This is a genomic window from Xylophilus sp. (assembly GCA_009914555.1).
Lineage (GTDB): Bacteria > Pseudomonadota > Gammaproteobacteria > Burkholderiales > Burkholderiaceae_C > WNDY01.
On sequence record WNDY01000005.1, the window covers coordinates 24,381 to 39,448 of the forward strand.

Genomic DNA, 15,068 nt, shown 5'->3' on the forward strand with positions numbered 1-15,068 from the left:
CCAACCCCAGCACACCGCCCAGCCCCGAATGCGACGCTGCAGCACCGGTGCAGACGCCGCACACGCCCATTCGCGCGCCGGTGTCGCGCCGACCGCAGCCGATCGAGCCGGCGGAGCGCAACCGGCCCAGCGCCTGACCTAGGGATTGACCTGGGGATCCAGCCAAGCCGCGCTGCCCTGGCTGGCGTTGTCGATGCGTGCGGCCAGTTCCGCCGCGCGGCTTCGCGCGATGGTCAGCGTGAAGGTCACCAGCTGGCTGTGGTCCGCGGCGACCAGTTCCGCGCCGTAGGCCGCCAGTTCGCGCCGGACCGTGCCTTCCTGCGCATAGCGCACTGCGCAGCGCAGCGTCGCGCGCTCCTCGCGCGGCACTTTCTCTGCGCCCAGCAATGCCTGCGCCACCGCGTCGGTGTAGGCGCACACGAGGCCGTCGGCGCCCAGCTTGACCCTGCCGAAATAGCGCACCACCGTCGCCAGTACGCCCTCGAGCTGCTGGTGCCGCAGCACCTCCAGCATCGGCCGGCCGGCGGTGCCGCCGGGCTCGCCGTCGTCCACGGCCGCCGACTCGCCGCCGGCCAGCAGCGCCCAGCAGACATGCGCCGCGCCCGGATGTTCGGTACGCAGCTGCGCCACGATGGCCTGGGCCTCGTCACGGCCCTGTACCGGCTCCACGCGGCCGACGAATCTGCTTTTCTTGATCAGGAGTTCGCTGTGGACGGGGCTGCGTAGGGTCGAGGAGGAAGCCAGGGGTGGGGCTTAGCGGCGTGTTCCTACTTCGGCTGCCTGCGCTGCCTGACCTGCGTCGTTGCCCGGCACTGAAAGCATGTTCTGCCAATGTACGGGGGCCGGCCGATCCTGCCGGCGGTGTGCCCCAGCAACCAATGCGACTGCATTCATTCAATCAAGGAGTGGACCATGGCTATCGACAACCGTGACGACAAGGATCTCAACCTCGACCCGATCACCAGCGAGCCGGGGGCTCATCCGGTAGGCACGGGCATCGGTGCCGCAGCGGGCGGTGTGGCTGCCGGCGCGGCCGTGGGTGCCTTCGGCGGCCCGGTGGGCGCGGCCCTGGGCGCCGTAGCTGGCGCCGTGGCCGGCGGCCTGGGCGGCAAGGCCGTGGCCGAGGCCGTCAACCCGACGGCCGAGGAAGCCTACTGGCGCGAAAATTACGAGCGCGAGCCCTGCTACGTGAACGGTCGTCCTTACGACGACTACGCCCCCGCCTACGGACTGGGGTGGAACAGCCGCGCCACCTATGACGAGCCCTTCGATGCGGTCGAGCCGCGCCTGGCGGCCGACTGGGAGGCCAGCCCCGGCGCATCGACTCTGACCTGGAACGAAGCCCGCCCGGCCACCCGCGCCGCCTGGGACCGCATCGACGCCCGCGTCGCCGGCCGGACCACGGCCGAGATCCCGGCCAACACCGCCGACCGCGACGAACTGATCGACGTGCTCAACGACCTGCTGGAAACCGCCCGCGACGGCGAATACGGCTTCCGCAAGCTGGCCGAGCATGCCCAGGCGACCGAGGTGAAGGCGCTGTTCGAGCGCGGCGCCAACGAGTCGGCCACGGCGGCCAGTGAACTGCTGGCCCAGATCACCGCGCTGGGCGGCAAGCCCGACGACGGCGGCACCGCGCGCTGACCGGCCACAGCGACAAATCGGCCCTCGACGAGGCCGAGCGCGGCGAGTATGCCGCCGTCGCCCGCTATCGCAAGGCCGCCGAGGAGCCGCGCCTGCCGGCCTCGATCCGCGCTCTGGTCGAGCGCCAGCTGGCCGGCGCCAAGCGCAACCACGACAAGGTGAAGGCCTTGCGCGACCGCGTGCACGCCGCGACCTGATCCTGTGGGCGTAGATCCAGGGGCGGGGGCCGCAGGGCCTTCGCCCCTTTTTCGTTGGGAAACAAGCGCCATCCCGGCGCGGAATCGCGGCGCGGTCGCCTGAGGGTTTTCCAGCCAGCCCGGGCGCGGCGAAACAGGCCAATTGCGCTGACACTTTTTTACCCGCGGCTCCTGTGCGCCCGGCCTCGCGGTGGCGGCATAGTGATGGCGAACCGATCCGTCCATCCCTCAGAAACAGGAGCACCGCCATGGCCTTTCCGGCGACCACCGCCAGCCGCGTCACCGCCAACACCAGCGATTTCATCAACCGCCGCATCCGCGAAGAGACGGACGCCAGCGTGCGCGGCCTGGCCGGCGCCGGCACGGCGGTGATCAATGTGCGGCTGCGCGAGCTGGACCAGGAATGGGACATCGAGCGCTGCCTGGAGACCGGCGCTTCCAGCCTGATCGTGCTGGGCACGGCGCTGGGCCTGACCGCGCACAGGCGCTGGCTGCTGCTGCCGGCCGGTGTCGCTGCCTTTTTGTTGCAGCACGCCCTCCAGGGCTGGTGCCCGCCGCTGCCGGTGTTCCGCCGCCTGGGCGTGCGCACGGCCGAAGAGATCAACGTGGAGCGCTACGCGCTCAAGGCATTGCGCGGCGACTTCGGCGCGGTGGACCCGGCCGCGCCAAGCGCGGCGCGGCGCGCGCTGCTGGCGGCCCGCAAGCAGGCCGACGACAACGAAGGATCGCCATCGCCGTCGACGTCTGCACCGGCCGGAGACGCCGCCGGCTGACCGGACGCTTCAGTCGACTTCGGCGATCAGTTCGATCTCGACGGCCGCGCCGGTGGGCAGCTGGGCCACGCCGAAGGCGGAACGGGCATGCGAGCCCTTCTCGGCGCCGAACACCTCGGCGATCAGCTCGCTGGCGCCGTTGATGACGAGGTGGTGCTCGACGTAGTCCGGCGCGGAATTCACCAGGCCCAGCAGCTTGACCACGCGCGTGACGTGGTCGAGGTCGCCCACGGCGGCGTGCAGCGTTCCCAGCAGGTCGATGGCGACGGCGCGGGCGGCGGCCTTGCCGGCGGCGGTGTCCAGGTCCTTGCCCAGCTGGCCGGCGACCGTCCTGCCGTCCTTCTTGCTGATGTGGCCGCTGAGGAAGACCAGGTTGCCGGTGCGCACGAACGGTACATAGGCAGCGGCGGGCACGGCGGCCGGCGGCAGGATGATGTCGAGTTGCTTGAGCTTGTCGTAGACGCTCATGGCGGGCCTTTCGTTGAAGTGGAGGGCAGCGCGGAATTGTAGGGAGCCCTGCCGGCTGCAGCACCGGGGATCCGCGCGGTCCTCCACCGGCATCACCGTGAGCGCCGCGTCGAGGCGGCGGTGGACGCGCAAGCGTGGATCGACATGCGAGCGGCTTCCTTTGGTGCGACGCTGGCAAGTGGCAGGTGGTCGCCCGACCCGACTGCCGTACGCACTACCATCTGCGCCCATGCCGACCCCTCTGCACCGTTCCCGGCCGGCGCTGCCGCTGGCTTGGCTGCTGGCCGGCTTCGTCGGCGGCACGGCCTGGCAGCTGCAGCAGGCGGCGCTGGCGCTACGGCCATCGCGGCCCCTGGCCGTGCTGGCGCTCGTGGCCGGACTGGCCGCCGGCTTTGGCACCGCCGGCCTGCGGGCCTGCGCCTTCGCGGCCGACGCGCTTGCGCCGGCGCTCGAAGGGCGCGACCTGCGCGTGGAGGGGACCGTCGCGGCGATGCCGCAGCCCAGCGATGCGGGTCTGCGCCTGCGGCTGGAGGTGGATGCGCGGCGCGGCTGGCCGACGGCAGCGGCAATGCCGCGGTCCGCCTTCCACCGCTGCTGGACTTGGGTTGGTATGCCTTCGACGGCGCGGCGCCGCCCGAGGTGCGGGCTGGCGAGTGCTGGGCGGCCACTGTGCGGTTGAAGGCGCCGCACGGCCTGCGCAACCCGGGCGGGTTCGATTACGAACTGTGGCTCTGGGAGCAGGGCGTGCAGGCCACCGTCTCCGTTGCGGCCGCGCCGCTCTGGGCCGGCGCCGCCTGTCGCGGGCGGGCTGCTGCTGGTCGCGCGGATGCCGCCGCCGCTGCGGGCGCTGGGCCTGCCACTGCTGCTGCCGGTGCTGCTGTGGCAGCCGCCGCGGCCGGCGCCCGGCAGCTTCGAGCTGACCGCCGTCGACGTGGGTCAGGGCGCCGCGGTGCTGGTGCGCACGGCCACGCATGCGCTGCTTTACGACACCGGCCCGCGCTACAGCCGCGACAGCGACGCCGGCCACCGCGTGCTGGTGCCGCTGCTGCAGTCGATGGGCGAGCGGCTCGACACCGTGGTAGTCAGCCACCGCGACGAGGACCATGCCGGTGGTGCCGCCGCCGTGCTGGCGCAGCAGCCGGCGGCCGCGTTGCTGGCCGCGATCGAGCCTGGCCATCCGCTCTGGGCGTTGCGGCCGGGCACGCGCTGCGAGGCCGGCCAGCGCTGGGAGTGGGATGGCGTGCAGTTCGCCGTGCTGCGCCCGGAGGCTGGCAATTACGACCGGCCGCGGCTGCCGAGCAACGCGATGAGCTGCGTGCTGCGCATCACGGCCGGTGGCACGTCGGCGCTGCTGACCGGCGACATCCCGGCCGCGCAGGAGGCCGCGCCGGTCGCCGGCGGCGCGGCGCTCGCGGCCGACTGGCTGCTGGTGCCGCACCACGGCAGCCGCCATTCTTCGAGCGAACCGTTCCTGCGCGCTGTTGCGCCGCGCTGGGCCGTGGTGCAGGCCGGCTACCGCAGCCGCTTCGGCCACCCGGCGCCGGACGTGGTGGAGCGGCTGCGGGTGGCTGGGGCGGCGGTGGTAGCCAGCCCCTCCTGCGGCGCGGCGAACTGGAGCAGCGCTTCACCGGGGACACTGCGGTGCGAGCGAGATGTCGCGTCGCGCTACTGGCAGCATGCCGCTGCGCCGTCGTAGCGCCATCACGCTGCCGACGAAACGTCGTAAGCCGCCGCAGCCTGCCGCAGATCCTCCAGAAAGGCCTGGGTCAAGGCATGCGGACTGGCCTCGGGCGTCAGCGCCGTCACCGTGCTGGTGACCTGCAGGTCTAGCACTGGCAGGAATCGGATGTCTGGCCGCGCATGCTGCGCGACCGACGCGCCGACGAGCGCAAAGCCCAGCCAACCCGCGACCAGGCCCAGTGCGGTGTGGATCTCCATGGCCTCATGCTGTACCTCCAGGGCGATGCCGCGCTCCGCGGCGGCGGCCAGCACCTGGGCCGCATAGCTGGTCTTGGGATCGCGCGGGCAGGTGATGAAGGGCAGGGCGGCCAGTTCTGCCAGGCCGATGTCGGAGGGTTGCGCCTGCGGCGCGCCGGCCGGCAGCGCGGCGAGCAGGGGCTCGGTGAATAGGGCGCGCGCATGGCGCAGCCCGGCGGTGCCGCCGTGGCCGGCCCCACGTGCCGCGCAATGCCGAGGTGGATCTTGCCGGCCTCGATCTGCGCTGGCTGGTGCTCCGACAGCAGCTCCGCCATGTCCAGCCGCACGTCGGGACAGCGGCTGCGGAAGCTGCGGATCGCCGTCGGCAGCAGCGACAGCATGGCCGAGCGGGCGAAGCCGATGCCCAGCCAGCCCGCGCGCGCCGAGGCGACGCGGCGGGCATCGCTTTCGAGCCGGTGCGCCTGGGCCAGCAGTTCCTGGGCGCAGGGATGCACGAACCGGCCGAGCGCCGTCAGCGGCATGGGGCGCGCGGCGCGGTCGAACAGCGGGCCGCCGATCTCCTCTTCCAACTGCGCGATGCGCATGCTGATGGCCGTCGGCGCGACGAAGAGCGTCTGCGCCGCCTTGGCGGCGGAGCCCGCCTCGACCACTTCGCAGAAATACTGCAGTTGCTTTAGATTCATTTTTATTAAACAAATCGGCGAAAATGCTGCTTTGTTCTGATTATCTGCGGCTCTAGACTGCGCCGCATGGCAACCTCCGCTGGCCTTTCTTCCTCCGACCCCCGGGCGCTGACGCTGGAGTAGAGGGGCGCGCGAGCGCGCGCGGCCTGGTCACGGCCGAGATCTCCGATGCGCTCGACGCGCTGCGGCTGCCCGGCAGCGCCCTTGGCATCCGTCACGTCGCAGGCCCGGCGGCACTGCTCGGGCGGGCGTTCACCGTGCGGTTCGCACCAATCTGCCGCGCGGCGCCGGGCACGGTGGGCGACTTCATCGACGACGTGCCAGAGGGTGCGGTGGTGGTGCCGGACAACGGCGGCCGGCCGGACTGCACCGTCTGGGGCGGCATCCTGAGCCAGGTGGCGGCGCGGCGCGGCATTGCCGGCACGGTGGTGCACGGCGCCTGCCGCGACACGGCCGAGGCCCACGCGGCGGGCTATCCCCTCTATGCCACGGCTTCGTTCATGCGCACCGGCAAGGACCGGGTGCAGGTCGAGGCGGTGAATGCTCCCGTCACGCTCGGCGACGTGCGCGTGGAGGCGGGCGACTACGTGTTCGGCGATGCCGATGGCGTGGTGGTCGTGCCCGCAGTGCGCGTGGGCGAGGTGCTGGACAAGGCCCGCCAGACCAGCGAGCGCGAGGCGCGCATCCTCGCCGCCGCGCTCGACGGCCAGCCGCTGCGCGCGGCTCGGGTGGAGCACGGCTACCACACGCTGCAGCGCCCCGCGGACTGATCCGTCCCGACCCTCCCGATCCAAAACACCACAGGAGACTTTCCATGACACGCATCCATTCCTTCGTTGCAGGTGGCCTGGCCGCCGCCGCGGCCCTGCTGGCGATGCCGCTCCAGGCGGCCCAGGCCGATGCCTATCCGTGCAAGACGCTGACCCTGGTGTCGCCCTATCCGCCGGGCGGCACCACCGACATCCTGGCCCGCCTGGTCGCGCCGGGCATGTCGTCCGAACTGGGCACGACGGTCATCGTCGACAACAAGGGCGGTGCGAGCAGCAACATTGGCACCGAGTTCGTCGCCCGCGCGGCGGCCGACGGCTGCACGGCCCTGCTGGGCAACAACACCGGCGTCGTCATCAACCGCAACCTCTATCCGCTGCGGCTGGACCCGGTGAAGGCGCTGGCGCCGGTGGGCGAGGTGGCGTCGGTGCCGCTGCTGCTGTACGTCAACGCCGGCGTGCCGGCCAGGAGCGTGGCCGAACTGGTGGCGCTGGCGCGGCAGGCGCCCGGCAAGTACAGCTATGCCTCGGGCGGCTCCGGCAGTCCGCAGCACCTGGCGGGCGAACTGCTCAAGATCGACCGCGAGATCGACCTGCTGCACCTTCCCTACCGCGGCCAGGGTCCGGCGCTGACCGACGTGCTCTCCGGCCAGGTGCCGATCGCCTTCGAGACGACGACGGCATTGCTGCCGCACCTGGCCTCCGGCCGCGTCCGCGTGCTGGCCACCACGGCCCCGAAACGGGTCGACGGCCTGCCCGACGTGCCGACCATGAAGGAGGCCGGTGTCGACAACTTCGTCATCGAGAACTGGTACGGTGTCTTCGTACCCTCCCCGACGCCGCCTGCGCTGGTGCAGCGGCTGAATGCCGCCCTGGTCAAGACGCTGAAGTCCCCCGCCGTCGCGGCCAAGCTGCGCGAGATGGGGTCGGCCGATGTGAGCGGCTCGACCGAGGCGTTCAAGCGCTTCGTCGACAGGGAGACGCCGTACTGGACCTCGGTGGTCAAGCGCTCCGGCGCCAAGGTCGACTGATCCGCAATCCGCAAAGGCTGCGCATGTCCCAAGAGAACCTCTCCTTCGACGACATCCTCGCCCGGCTGCGCGACTTCGGCGCCGCCACCGTCTACGAGGCCCAGGGCGCCTTCGGCGCGCTCGACGGCGGCATCAAGCCGCTCGACGCGGCCAGCCGCATCGCGGGCCCGGCCTTCACCGTCGATGCGCGGCCGGCCGACAACCTCGTGCTGCACCTCGCGGTGCAGAAGGCCCGGCCCGGTGACGTGCTCGTGGTCGATGCCAAGGGCTGCCTCGAAGCCGGGCCCTGGGGCGACATCCTGACGCTGCAGGCCCAGCACAAAGGCATTGCGGCGCTGGTCATCGACGGATGTGTGCGTGACGCGGCGGCCATCGTGGCGAGCGGCTTCCCGGTGTTCTGCCGTGGGCTGTCGATCAAGGGCACGGGCAAGAACCAGCCGGGCCGACTGGGCATGCCGCTGAGCCTGGGCGGTGCCGTGGTGCGGCCGGGCGACATCGTTGTCGGCGACCGCGACGGTCTGGTCATCGTGCCGCGGGAACAGGCGGCTTCGGCCGTCGAGAAGAGCCAGGCGCGCGAGCAGAAGGAGCAGGCACAGCGCGAAGCGATCCTGCGCGGTACGTCCACCGTGGAGTTGCTGGGCCTCCAGACTGCGCTGGACCGGCTCGGAATGGCCTGATCCCTCTGCGGGTACAGCCTCGGCGCGGCTGCGCGGCTGGCGCGGCGGTCGTGGCCAGCTCGTCCTGCGGCGCGAGCGCAGAATCCATCGGCGCTGCCGGACAAGCGGGAGTATAGGATTGGAGCCCTTTAAAATAAAGGGCTAACCGTTGGTAATGGCGGGGGTATATGCATTACCTTCCGTTCGCTGCCGCTCGGCCGCATGACGCAGGTCGCTCAGGAAAGCCTCAGCCGCCGCGTCTGGCGCATGCTCCGCCACGAGCGCCGTCGCGGTGCGCCGCGCGTCGCGGCGACGGTGGCGGGCGCGATGCGGTAATCGAGGCTGCGCAGGCCGAAGTCCTGCCGCTGGAATCGCAGGGGGAGGGGTGCTCACCGCACCGTCAGCACCCAGGCCGCGAGCTGCCTGGCTTCGGCCTCGCTGACCTGCGAGTTCGCCGGCATCGGCACCGGCCCCCAGACGCCCGCGCCGCCCTTCAGGATCTTGGCCGCGAGCTTGTCGGCCGCGCCCGGCTGGCCGGCGTACCTGGCCGCCACGTCCTTGTACGACGGGCCGACCAGCTTGCGGTCCACCGCGTGGCAGGCCATGCATTGCTTCGCCTTGGCCAGCGCCAAGTCGGCCAGGGCAGGCGTGGAGCCGAGGATGCAGCCGGCGGCCAGGACGAGGGCGGGCAGTCGTTTCATCGTGGGATTCTGTCGTTCGCGAAAAGGGCTGCGGGACATTGTAGTGACGCGGTCCCCGCGCCCGTCGGTGTCCCCGGCCCGGCAGTGGCCGGAAGAACGCTCCGTCGCGGCAAGGTTTGACGAAGGTCAGAGGGGCGCCGCAGGCCCTGCAGAGAATAGGTGCATTCCCAATGCATCTTTATCTGTCCACCCACGGAGCCCCCGTGCCCGCACCAGCCGCCAGACGCGCGTTCGACGTGCGCCGGACCGCGCCCGACGACCGCCATCCGCTGATCTCCTCCACCTTGCGCAGCCTGGCCGCGGGCCGGCATGCGCCGCACGGCTGCGGCCGCCGCGCCTGAGGCGCCCGACCATCCGATTCGACGGAGGAACCATCATGGCATCCGCAAACAGGCTCTGGCGCTGGCTGGGCCTCATCTTCGGCCTGTCGTTCGGGGCCCTGGGCTGCCTGGGATGGCAGATCTACCTGTCGGCGCCGCCTATTCCCCGGCAGGTCGTCACCACCGAAGGCGAGGTGCTCTACACGGGCGAGCAGATCCAGCTCGGCCAGCAGGCCTGGTTGGCCGCGGGCGGCCAGCAGTTCGGCACGGTCTGGGGCCACGGCAGCTACGTGGCGCCGGACTGGTCGGCCGACTGGCTGCACCGCGAGGCTGTGGCGCTGCAGGAGGGCTACGGCGCCGCAGCGCAGCCGGTGATTGCCGTCGGCGCCGTGTTCTCGGCCCTCGAAGTGGTGCCGCTGACGCTGATCGGGCTGGAGGCGCTGCAGACCTGGCGCCGCTCGAAGGATGTCGCCTGGCTCGGCGCCTACCGGTGGGTGATTCTGTCCTTCGCCGCGGTGGGCTTCTGGAACACCGTGGGCGCCGGCCTGCTGGGCTTTGCGATCAACCCGCCGGCCTCGCTCTACTACGTACAGGGCCTCAACATGACCGCCGCCCACGGCCATGCGGCGCTGTTCGGGGTCTACGGCATGCTCGGCATCGGCCTCATGCTGTTCTGCCTGCGCGGCCTGTTCGACCGGCAGCTGCATGCCGACCGCTTCCTCAAGCCGGCCTTCTGCTGGGTCGAGACGATCCGTGGCAAGGGCGGCGGGCTGCGGCTGGCCCGGCCGGCCGACGGGATCAGCATTGGCCAGGTCGTGCGGGACACCGAGGGCCGGGCCCTGCCGGCCGAGTGCTTCGCCGACGGGCAGGGCGACTGCGTCATCGGCCGCTGCTGCCGCCTCAAGGGCGTGCTCGCCGAGGCGGTGGACGCGTTCTACGGTGTGCTGGACCGCTACACGCTCGCCGTCGTCGCCTGCAACCCGCAGGAGCTGGCGGCCATCCTCCATTTCCACCGGCCGGCCGCGAATGCGGCGCGGGCCGTCGCGTAGAGAAGGGCACGCGCCATGAGCGAAGCAACATGCCTGCCGCCGTATCCCTATGAAGGCCCCGAGGAACTGCGCGCGCCGGTCCTCGCCGCACTGCGCCGTGTGGTGGACCCCGAGGTGGCGCTGAACATCGTGGACGTCGGCCTCGTCTACGGCGTCGCGGTGACCGCGCAGCGCCTGCATGTGCGGCTGGCGATGACGTCGGCCGCCTGTCCCGTCGCCGATGTCATCGTCGGGGATGTCAGCGCGGAACTGGACCGGGTGGCGCCGGACGGCGCGGCCGTGGACGTCGAACTCGTCTGGGAGCCGCCCTGGACCACCGACCGCATGAGCGACCGGGCCAAGGCGTTCATGGGCTGGTAGGCGGCCGGGGCATGCACCGCGCCGCACCGTCCCGCACGGCATGGCCGGCCGCGCCGCTGCGCCTGGCCCTGGCGCCGCTGGTCGTGGTGGCCTTGGCGGCCGGGCTGGCCGGCGGCCTCGCGCGCGCCGGCGTCGGCCTGCCGGCAGCGCTCGCGGGGGACTGGCTCGGCCCGGCCGCCATGGCGCATGCCTTCCTCATGGTCTGCGCCTTCATGGGCACGGTCATCGGCGTCGAGCGCGCCGTGGCGGTCCGGCACCCGCTGGCGTTCGCCGGCCCGCTGGCCTCGGGCGTGGCCGGCGCCGCCGCGCTCTGCGGGTGGCCGGCGAGCGCAGCCTGGCTGGCCGCCGCCGCGGCGCTGGCCTTCGTCGCGGTCAACGTGGCCGTGGTCATGCGCCAGCGCGCCGCGCACACCGTGCTGCTGCTCGTGGGGGCGCTGGCCTGGGCGGCCGGCTGCCTGCTGCATGCGCTCGGCGCGCTGCCGGGCGCGGTGGTGCCGTGGTGGTTCGCCTTCCTCGTCCTGACCATTGCCGCCGAACGGCTGGAGATGACGCGGCTCATGCGCCGCCGGCGCGGCGCCGCGCCGGCGCTGCATGCCGTGCTGGGCGCCCTGCTGCTCGGCGCGGGGCTCTCGGCGGTCTGGCCCGTGGAGGGCGGGGTGCTGTACGGCCTGGCGCTCGCAGCCCTGGCTGCCTGGCTGCTGGCCTTCGACATCGCGCGCCGCACGGTCCGCGCGCAGGGGCTGAGCCGCTACATGGCGGTCTGCCTGCTGCTGGGCTACGTCTGGCTCGGCGTCGCCGGCTGCGCCTGGACGGCGACGGCGCTCGGGCTGCCTTGGCGGGACGCGGCCCTGCATGCGCTGGCGCTGGGCTTCGTCTTCGGCATGATGCTCGGCCATGCGCCGGTCATCCTGCCGGCCGTCGCGCGGGTCAAGGTGCTGTTCGGCTGGCCGTACTACCTGCCGCTGGTGCTGCTGCACGGCTCGCTGGCCGTGCGCCTGCTGGCGGTGCATGCCGATGCGCGCGCCCTGGCCGCCGGGGCGGCCGGCAATGCGCTCGCCATCGCGCTGTTCGCCGCCACGATTGCCGGCTCCGCGCTTGCCTGGGGGCGCCGCTGACGCCGCCCCGGCAGAATCGCGCCGTCGTTCTTCCTTTTTTCCGCGCCGCCGCGAAAGGAGTTGTCGCCATGTACCTGCTCGGCCTCGGCATCGTGCTGCTGCTGCTCAAGACCTTCGAGATCGGCCCGGTCGCCGCCTGGCCGTGGTGGTGGACGCTGGTGCCGTTCGCGCTCGCGGCCGCCTGGTGGGCCTGGGCCGATGCCACCGGCTACACGCGCCGCCGCGCGATGGAGAAGATGGAGCGCCGCAAGCAGGACCGCATCGACCGTCAGCGCGCCGCGATGGGCCAGCCGCCGAAGCGGCGCGGCAAGTAACGCCGCTGTCACGAAACACGCGCTGCGAGATAATCGCCGCTTGCCCCCGCGCGGCTCAAGAGGCACGCCTGCCCGGGCATTCCAGAGGCCACCATCGCCACGGCCCGTTTTTCGCGACCCTCTCACTCTCGACCACGATGCCCGCATACCGTTCCAAGACCTCGACCGCCGGCCGCAACATGGCGGGCGCGCGCTCCCTGTGGCGCGCCACCGGCATGAAGGATGACGACTTCTCCAAGCCGATCATCGCGGTGGTCAACTCGTTCACCCAGTTCGTGCCGGGCCACGTCCACCTGAAGGACCTGGGCCAGCTCGTCGCGCGCGAGATCGAAGCTGCCGGCGGCGTCGCCAAGGAGTTCAACACCATCGCGGTGGACGACGGCATCGCCATGGGCCACGACGGCATGCTGTATTCGCTGCCGAGCCGCGACATCATCGCCGACTCGGTCGAGTACATGGTCAACGCGCATTGTGCCGACGCCATGGTCTGCATCTCCAACTGCGACAAGATCACGCCCGGCATGCTGATGGCCGCCATGCGGCTCAACATCCCGGCGATCTTCGTCTCCGGCGGCCCGATGGAGGCCGGCAAGACCCAACTGGTCAACCCGGTCACCAAGACCATCGAGTTCAAGAAGCTCGACCTGGTCGACGCGATGGTGATCGCCGCCGACCAGCGGTACTCCGACGCCGACGTGGCCGAGGTCGAGCGCTCGGCCTGCCCGACCTGCGGCTCCTGCTCGGGCATGTTCACCGCCAACTCGATGAACTGCCTGACCGAGGCGCTGGGCCTGTCGCTGCCGGGCAACGGCACCGTCGTCGCCACGCACGCCGACCGCGAGCAGCTGTTCAAGCGCGCCGGGCGCCGCATCGTCGAGCTGGCCAGGCAGTACTACGAGCAGGACGACGCGCGCGTGCTGCCGCGCTCGGTCGGATTCAAGGCCTTCGAGAACGCGATGACGCTCGACATCGCCATGGGCGGCTCGACTAACACCATCCTGCACCTGCTGGCGATCGCGCGCGAAGCCGAGATCAAGTTCGACATGGCCGACATCGACCGCCTCTCGCGCGTCGTGCCGCAGCTCTGCAAGGTCGCGCCCAACACCAACAAGTACCACATCGAGGACGTGCACCGCGCCGGCGGCATCTTCGCCATCCTCGGCGAGCTGGACCGCGCCGGCCGGCTGCACACCGACGTGCCGACCGTGCACGCGCCCACGCTCGGCGATGCGCTGGCGCAGTGGGACATCGTCCGCACCCAGGACGAGGCCGTGCGAACCTTCTACCGGGCCGGCCCCGCCGGCATCCCGACGCAGGTCGCCTTCAGCCAGAATACCCGCTGGCCGAGCCTGGACCTCGACCGCGCCGAAGGCTGCATCCGCTCCTACGACCATGCGTTCAGCAAGGAAGGCGGCTTGGCCGTGCTGACCGGCAACATCGCGCTGGACGGCTGCGTGGTCAAGTCCGCCGGCGTGGACGAGAGCATCCTCGTCTTCGAGGGCACGGCCCATGTGACCGAATCGCAGGACGAGGCGGTCGAAAACATTCTGGGCGACAAGGTCAAGGCCGGCGACATCGTCATCGTGCGCTACGAAGGCCCCAAGGGCGGCCCCGGCATGCAGGAGATGCTCTACCCGACGAGCTACATCAAGTCCAAGGGCCTGGGCAAGGCCTGCGCGCTGCTGACCGACGGCCGCTTCTCGGGCGGCACCTCGGGCCTGTCGATCGGCCACTGCTCGCCCGAGGCGGCGGCCGGCGGCGCGATCGGCCTCGTGAGGAACGGCGACCGCATCCGCATCGACATTCCCAACCGCACCATTAACGTGCTGGTCAGCGATGAAGAGCTGGCCCACCGCCGCGAGGCGCAGAACGCCAAGGGCTGGAAGCCTGCGCTACCGCGCCCGCGCAAGGTGTCGGCCGCGCTCAAGGCTTATGCCAAGCTGGTGATGTCGGCCGACAAGGGCGCCGTGCGCGACCTGTCGCTGCTGGACGATTGAGGCTCATGGAACCCGAGGCCGGCCGGCCCATGGACGATCTGCACCAGCGGATCGCCGGCAGCTTCGCCGCCCAGGGCCTGATGACCACGCTCGGGGCGCGGCTGGCCTTCGTTGCCGAGGGCGAGGTGCACGTCGCGCTGCCGTTTTCCGCCGGCCTGTCGCAGCAGCATGGCTACGTGCACGCCGGCGCCGTGGCGAGCGTCGTGGACAGCGCCTGCGGCTTCGCGGCGCTGACCCTGGCGCCGCCGCGGTGCGAGGTGGTCGCGGCGGAGTTCAAGGTCAACTTCGTGCGGCCCGCGGTAGGTGCCCGCTTCCTCGCGGTGGGCCGGGTGCAGCACGCGGGGAGGAAGCTCACGGTGTGCACCGGGGAATTGCGCGCGTTCCCCGCAGAGGGGCCGCACTACAAGGTGGTGGCGCTGATGCAGTCCACCATCGTCAACGTGGAGCAGTGACCGCGGGGCGCGTGCGGTCAGTCGTCCGGGCCGGCGCCGGTCTGCGACTGCAGGTAGTTGTGCAGGCCGATCTTGTCGATCAGGCCGATCTGCTTCTCCAGCCAGTAGGCGTGGTCTTCCTCGGTATCGCGCAACTGGGCCAGCAGGATGTCGCGGCTCACGTAGTCGCCCGCGCTCTCGCACAGCTGCATGCCGCGCTGCAGCGCGTCGCGCACCTCGTACTCGGTGGCCAGGTCCTTGCGCAGCATCTCGGGCACCGTCTCGCCGGGCGTGAAGTCCTTGGGCCGCATGTCGGGGCGGCCGCCGAGGAAAAGGATGCGGCGCAGCAGCGCGTCGGCATGCTGCGTCTCTTCCTGCATCTCGTGGTCCAGGCGGGTGTAGAGGCGGGTGAAGCCCTGGTCTTCGTAGATGCGCGAGTGGGCGAAATACTGGTCGCGCGCGGCCAGCTCGCCGCGCAGCAGATCCTTGAGATAGTCGACGACTTGCGGGTTTCCCTGCATGGTGTTTTCCTTCTTCTGAAGGCAAGGAGTATCACCCGGGCTGCGGCTTGCGGCGGCAATTCCCCGCGATGGCGTTCTGCATGCGTACCGGCATCAGAAACGT

The 15,068-nt window shown here is 71.3% G+C and carries 17 protein-coding genes and 5 pseudogenes; 16 read left to right on the plus strand and 6 right to left on the minus strand.

Translation table 11 applies throughout. The annotated features are described in order from the left end of the window. Positions 1-138: 138 nt before the first annotated feature. Positions 139-744 carry an IMPACT family protein gene (locus GAK38_RS04440; protein WP_325341958.1) on the minus strand — a complete coding sequence of 202 codons (606 nt, stop codon included), beginning with the start codon at positions 742-744 and terminating at the stop codon, positions 139-141. 168 nt (positions 745-912) lie between these two features. On the opposite strand from GAK38_RS04440, the gene GAK38_RS04445 reads away from it, so the two are divergent. Both GAK38_RS04445 and GAK38_RS04450 read left to right on the plus strand, forming a co-directional pair. Next, complete coding sequence (locus GAK38_RS04445) at positions 913-1,644, plus strand: DUF2383 domain-containing protein (RefSeq protein WP_325341783.1); 732 nt, start codon at positions 913-915, stop codon at positions 1,642-1,644. Positions 1,645-2,089: 445 nt separating this feature from the next. Further along, positions 2,090-2,614, plus strand: coding sequence for a YgaP family membrane protein (locus GAK38_RS04450; RefSeq protein WP_325341784.1), 525 nt, complete (start codon positions 2,090-2,092; stop codon positions 2,612-2,614). A gap of 9 nt (positions 2,615-2,623) precedes the next feature. Here the strand turns inward: GAK38_RS04450 and GAK38_RS04455 are convergent, their stop codons facing one another. Next, the gene (locus GAK38_RS04455) at positions 2,624-3,082 is read right to left on the minus strand and encodes a RidA family protein (protein ID WP_325341786.1); all 459 of its coding nucleotides are present in this window, start codon (positions 3,080-3,082) and stop codon (positions 2,624-2,626) included. 229 nt (positions 3,083-3,311) lie between these two features. On the opposite strand from GAK38_RS04455, the gene GAK38_RS23830 reads away from it, so the two are divergent. From GAK38_RS23830 to GAK38_RS04460, 3 genes and pseudogenes are all read left to right on the plus strand, one after another. Then, positions 3,312-3,761, plus strand: a complete 450-nt coding sequence (locus tag GAK38_RS23830) for a DUF4131 domain-containing protein (protein ID WP_443089152.1) — start codon at positions 3,312-3,314, stop codon at positions 3,759-3,761. Then, positions 3,752-3,796: pseudogene (locus GAK38_RS23835) on the plus strand (hypothetical protein); the annotation flags it as partial. The gene GAK38_RS23830 and the pseudogene GAK38_RS23835, both read left to right, overlap by 10 nt. A 12-nt stretch (positions 3,797-3,808) precedes the next feature. Continuing rightward, positions 3,809-4,778, plus strand: a pseudogene (locus tag GAK38_RS04460) (ComEC/Rec2 family competence protein); the annotation flags it as partial. A 5-nt stretch (positions 4,779-4,783) separates the two neighbouring features. On the opposite strand, the gene GAK38_RS04465 reads toward GAK38_RS04460, so the two are convergent. Next, entirely contained in the window at positions 4,784-5,431 is a 648-nt protein-coding gene (locus GAK38_RS04465) for a LysR family substrate-binding domain-containing protein (protein WP_325341960.1), read from the minus strand. Continuing rightward, positions 5,314-5,703, minus strand: a pseudogene (locus tag GAK38_RS23840) (LysR family transcriptional regulator); the annotation flags it as partial. The gene GAK38_RS04465 and the pseudogene GAK38_RS23840, both read right to left, overlap by 118 nt. A gap of 161 nt (positions 5,704-5,864) precedes the next feature. Between GAK38_RS23840 and GAK38_RS04475 the strand changes: the two are divergent. Genes GAK38_RS04475 through GAK38_RS04485 form a run of 3 tightly spaced genes read left to right on the plus strand, consistent with a single transcriptional unit; the run spans position 5,865 to position 8,178 of the window. Continuing rightward, positions 5,865-6,473, plus strand: a complete 609-nt coding sequence (locus tag GAK38_RS04475) for an RraA family protein (RefSeq protein WP_325341962.1) — start codon at positions 5,865-5,867, stop codon at positions 6,471-6,473. A 44-nt stretch (positions 6,474-6,517) separates the two neighbouring features. Next, positions 6,518-7,501, plus strand: coding sequence for a Bug family tripartite tricarboxylate transporter substrate binding protein (locus GAK38_RS04480; RefSeq protein ID WP_325341787.1), 984 nt, complete (start codon positions 6,518-6,520; stop codon positions 7,499-7,501). A 23-nt stretch (positions 7,502-7,524) separates the two neighbouring features. Next, complete coding sequence (locus GAK38_RS04485) at positions 7,525-8,178, plus strand: 4-carboxy-4-hydroxy-2-oxoadipate aldolase/oxaloacetate decarboxylase (protein ID WP_325341789.1); 654 nt, start codon at positions 7,525-7,527, stop codon at positions 8,176-8,178. 368 nt (positions 8,179-8,546) lie between these two features. Here the strand turns inward: GAK38_RS04485 and GAK38_RS04490 are convergent, their stop codons facing one another. Beyond that, on the minus strand, positions 8,547-8,858 hold the full coding sequence (locus tag GAK38_RS04490; protein WP_325341791.1) for a c-type cytochrome: 312 nt from the start codon (positions 8,856-8,858) through the stop codon (positions 8,547-8,549). Positions 8,859-9,061: 203 nt separating this feature from the next. On the opposite strand from GAK38_RS04490, the gene GAK38_RS04495 reads away from it, so the two are divergent. The 8 genes and pseudogenes from GAK38_RS04495 to GAK38_RS04525 all read left to right on the plus strand — a co-directional run bounded on the left by GAK38_RS04495 (position 9,062) and on the right by GAK38_RS04525 (position 14,465). Further along, positions 9,062-9,199, plus strand: coding sequence for a hypothetical protein (locus tag GAK38_RS04495; RefSeq protein ID WP_325341793.1), 138 nt, complete (start codon positions 9,062-9,064; stop codon positions 9,197-9,199). A gap of 35 nt (positions 9,200-9,234) precedes the next feature. Further along, a pseudogene (locus tag GAK38_RS23845) lies at positions 9,235-9,522 on the plus strand (nitric-oxide reductase large subunit); the annotation flags it as partial. Positions 9,523-9,546: 24 nt separating this feature from the next. After that, positions 9,547-10,227: pseudogene (locus GAK38_RS04500) on the plus strand (Rrf2 family transcriptional regulator); the annotation flags it as partial. A 15-nt stretch (positions 10,228-10,242) separates the two neighbouring features. Beyond that, on the plus strand, positions 10,243-10,587 hold the full coding sequence (locus tag GAK38_RS04505; RefSeq protein WP_325341797.1) for a metal-sulfur cluster assembly factor: 345 nt from the start codon (positions 10,243-10,245) through the stop codon (positions 10,585-10,587). Between the two features lie 11 nt (positions 10,588-10,598). Next, positions 10,599-11,702, plus strand: coding sequence for a hypothetical protein (locus GAK38_RS04510; protein ID WP_325341799.1), 1,104 nt, complete (start codon positions 10,599-10,601; stop codon positions 11,700-11,702). A gap of 68 nt (positions 11,703-11,770) precedes the next feature. Next, positions 11,771-12,016 (plus strand): TIGR04438 family Trp-rich protein, encoded by a 246-nt coding sequence (locus tag GAK38_RS04515; protein ID WP_325341800.1) that lies wholly within the window; start codon positions 11,771-11,773, stop codon positions 12,014-12,016. 137 nt (positions 12,017-12,153) lie between these two features. Then, a complete protein-coding gene (gene ilvD, locus GAK38_RS04520; protein ID WP_325341802.1) occupies positions 12,154-14,013 on the plus strand; it encodes a dihydroxy-acid dehydratase in 1,860 nt (619 codons plus the stop codon). Positions 14,014-14,042: 29 nt separating this feature from the next. Beyond that, positions 14,043-14,465: a PaaI family thioesterase gene (locus GAK38_RS04525; protein ID WP_325341803.1), complete on the plus strand. Its 423-nt coding sequence runs from the start codon at positions 14,043-14,045 to the stop codon at positions 14,463-14,465. 17 nt (positions 14,466-14,482) lie between these two features. Here GAK38_RS04525 and bfr read toward each other — a convergent pair whose 3' ends face one another. Beyond that, complete coding sequence (gene bfr / locus GAK38_RS04530; RefSeq protein WP_325341805.1) at positions 14,483-14,965, minus strand: bacterioferritin; 483 nt, start codon at positions 14,963-14,965, stop codon at positions 14,483-14,485. Between the last annotated feature and the right edge of the window lie 103 nt (positions 14,966-15,068).

Excerpts from the sequence above, each read along its gene's own strand:
- GAK38_RS04445 (WP_325341783.1), top strand. The coding sequence starts at position 913 with ATGGCTATCGACAACCGTGACGACAAGGATCTCAACCTCGACCCGATC.
- GAK38_RS04450 (WP_325341784.1), top strand. The coding sequence starts at position 2,090 with ATGGCCTTTCCGGCGACCACCGCCAGCCGCGTCACCGCCAACACCAGC.
- GAK38_RS04455 (WP_325341786.1), bottom strand. The coding sequence starts at position 3,082 with ATGAGCGTCTACGACAAGCTCAAGCAACTCGACATCATCCTGCCGCCG.
- GAK38_RS23830 (WP_443089152.1), top strand. The coding sequence starts at position 3,312 with ATGCCGACCCCTCTGCACCGTTCCCGGCCGGCGCTGCCGCTGGCTTGG.
- GAK38_RS04480 (WP_325341787.1), top strand. The coding sequence starts at position 6,518 with ATGACACGCATCCATTCCTTCGTTGCAGGTGGCCTGGCCGCCGCCGCG.
- GAK38_RS04485 (WP_325341789.1), top strand. The coding sequence starts at position 7,525 with ATGTCCCAAGAGAACCTCTCCTTCGACGACATCCTCGCCCGGCTGCGC.
- GAK38_RS04490 (WP_325341791.1), bottom strand. The coding sequence starts at position 8,858 with ATGAAACGACTGCCCGCCCTCGTCCTGGCCGCCGGCTGCATCCTCGGC.
- GAK38_RS04505 (WP_325341797.1), top strand. The coding sequence starts at position 10,243 with ATGAGCGAAGCAACATGCCTGCCGCCGTATCCCTATGAAGGCCCCGAG.
- GAK38_RS04510 (WP_325341799.1), top strand. The coding sequence starts at position 10,599 with ATGCACCGCGCCGCACCGTCCCGCACGGCATGGCCGGCCGCGCCGCTG.
- GAK38_RS04515 (WP_325341800.1), top strand. The coding sequence starts at position 11,771 with ATGTACCTGCTCGGCCTCGGCATCGTGCTGCTGCTGCTCAAGACCTTC.
- ilvD (WP_325341802.1), top strand. The coding sequence starts at position 12,154 with ATGCCCGCATACCGTTCCAAGACCTCGACCGCCGGCCGCAACATGGCG.
- GAK38_RS04525 (WP_325341803.1), top strand. The coding sequence starts at position 14,043 with ATGGACGATCTGCACCAGCGGATCGCCGGCAGCTTCGCCGCCCAGGGC.
- bfr (WP_325341805.1), bottom strand. The coding sequence starts at position 14,965 with ATGCAGGGAAACCCGCAAGTCGTCGACTATCTCAAGGATCTGCTGCGC.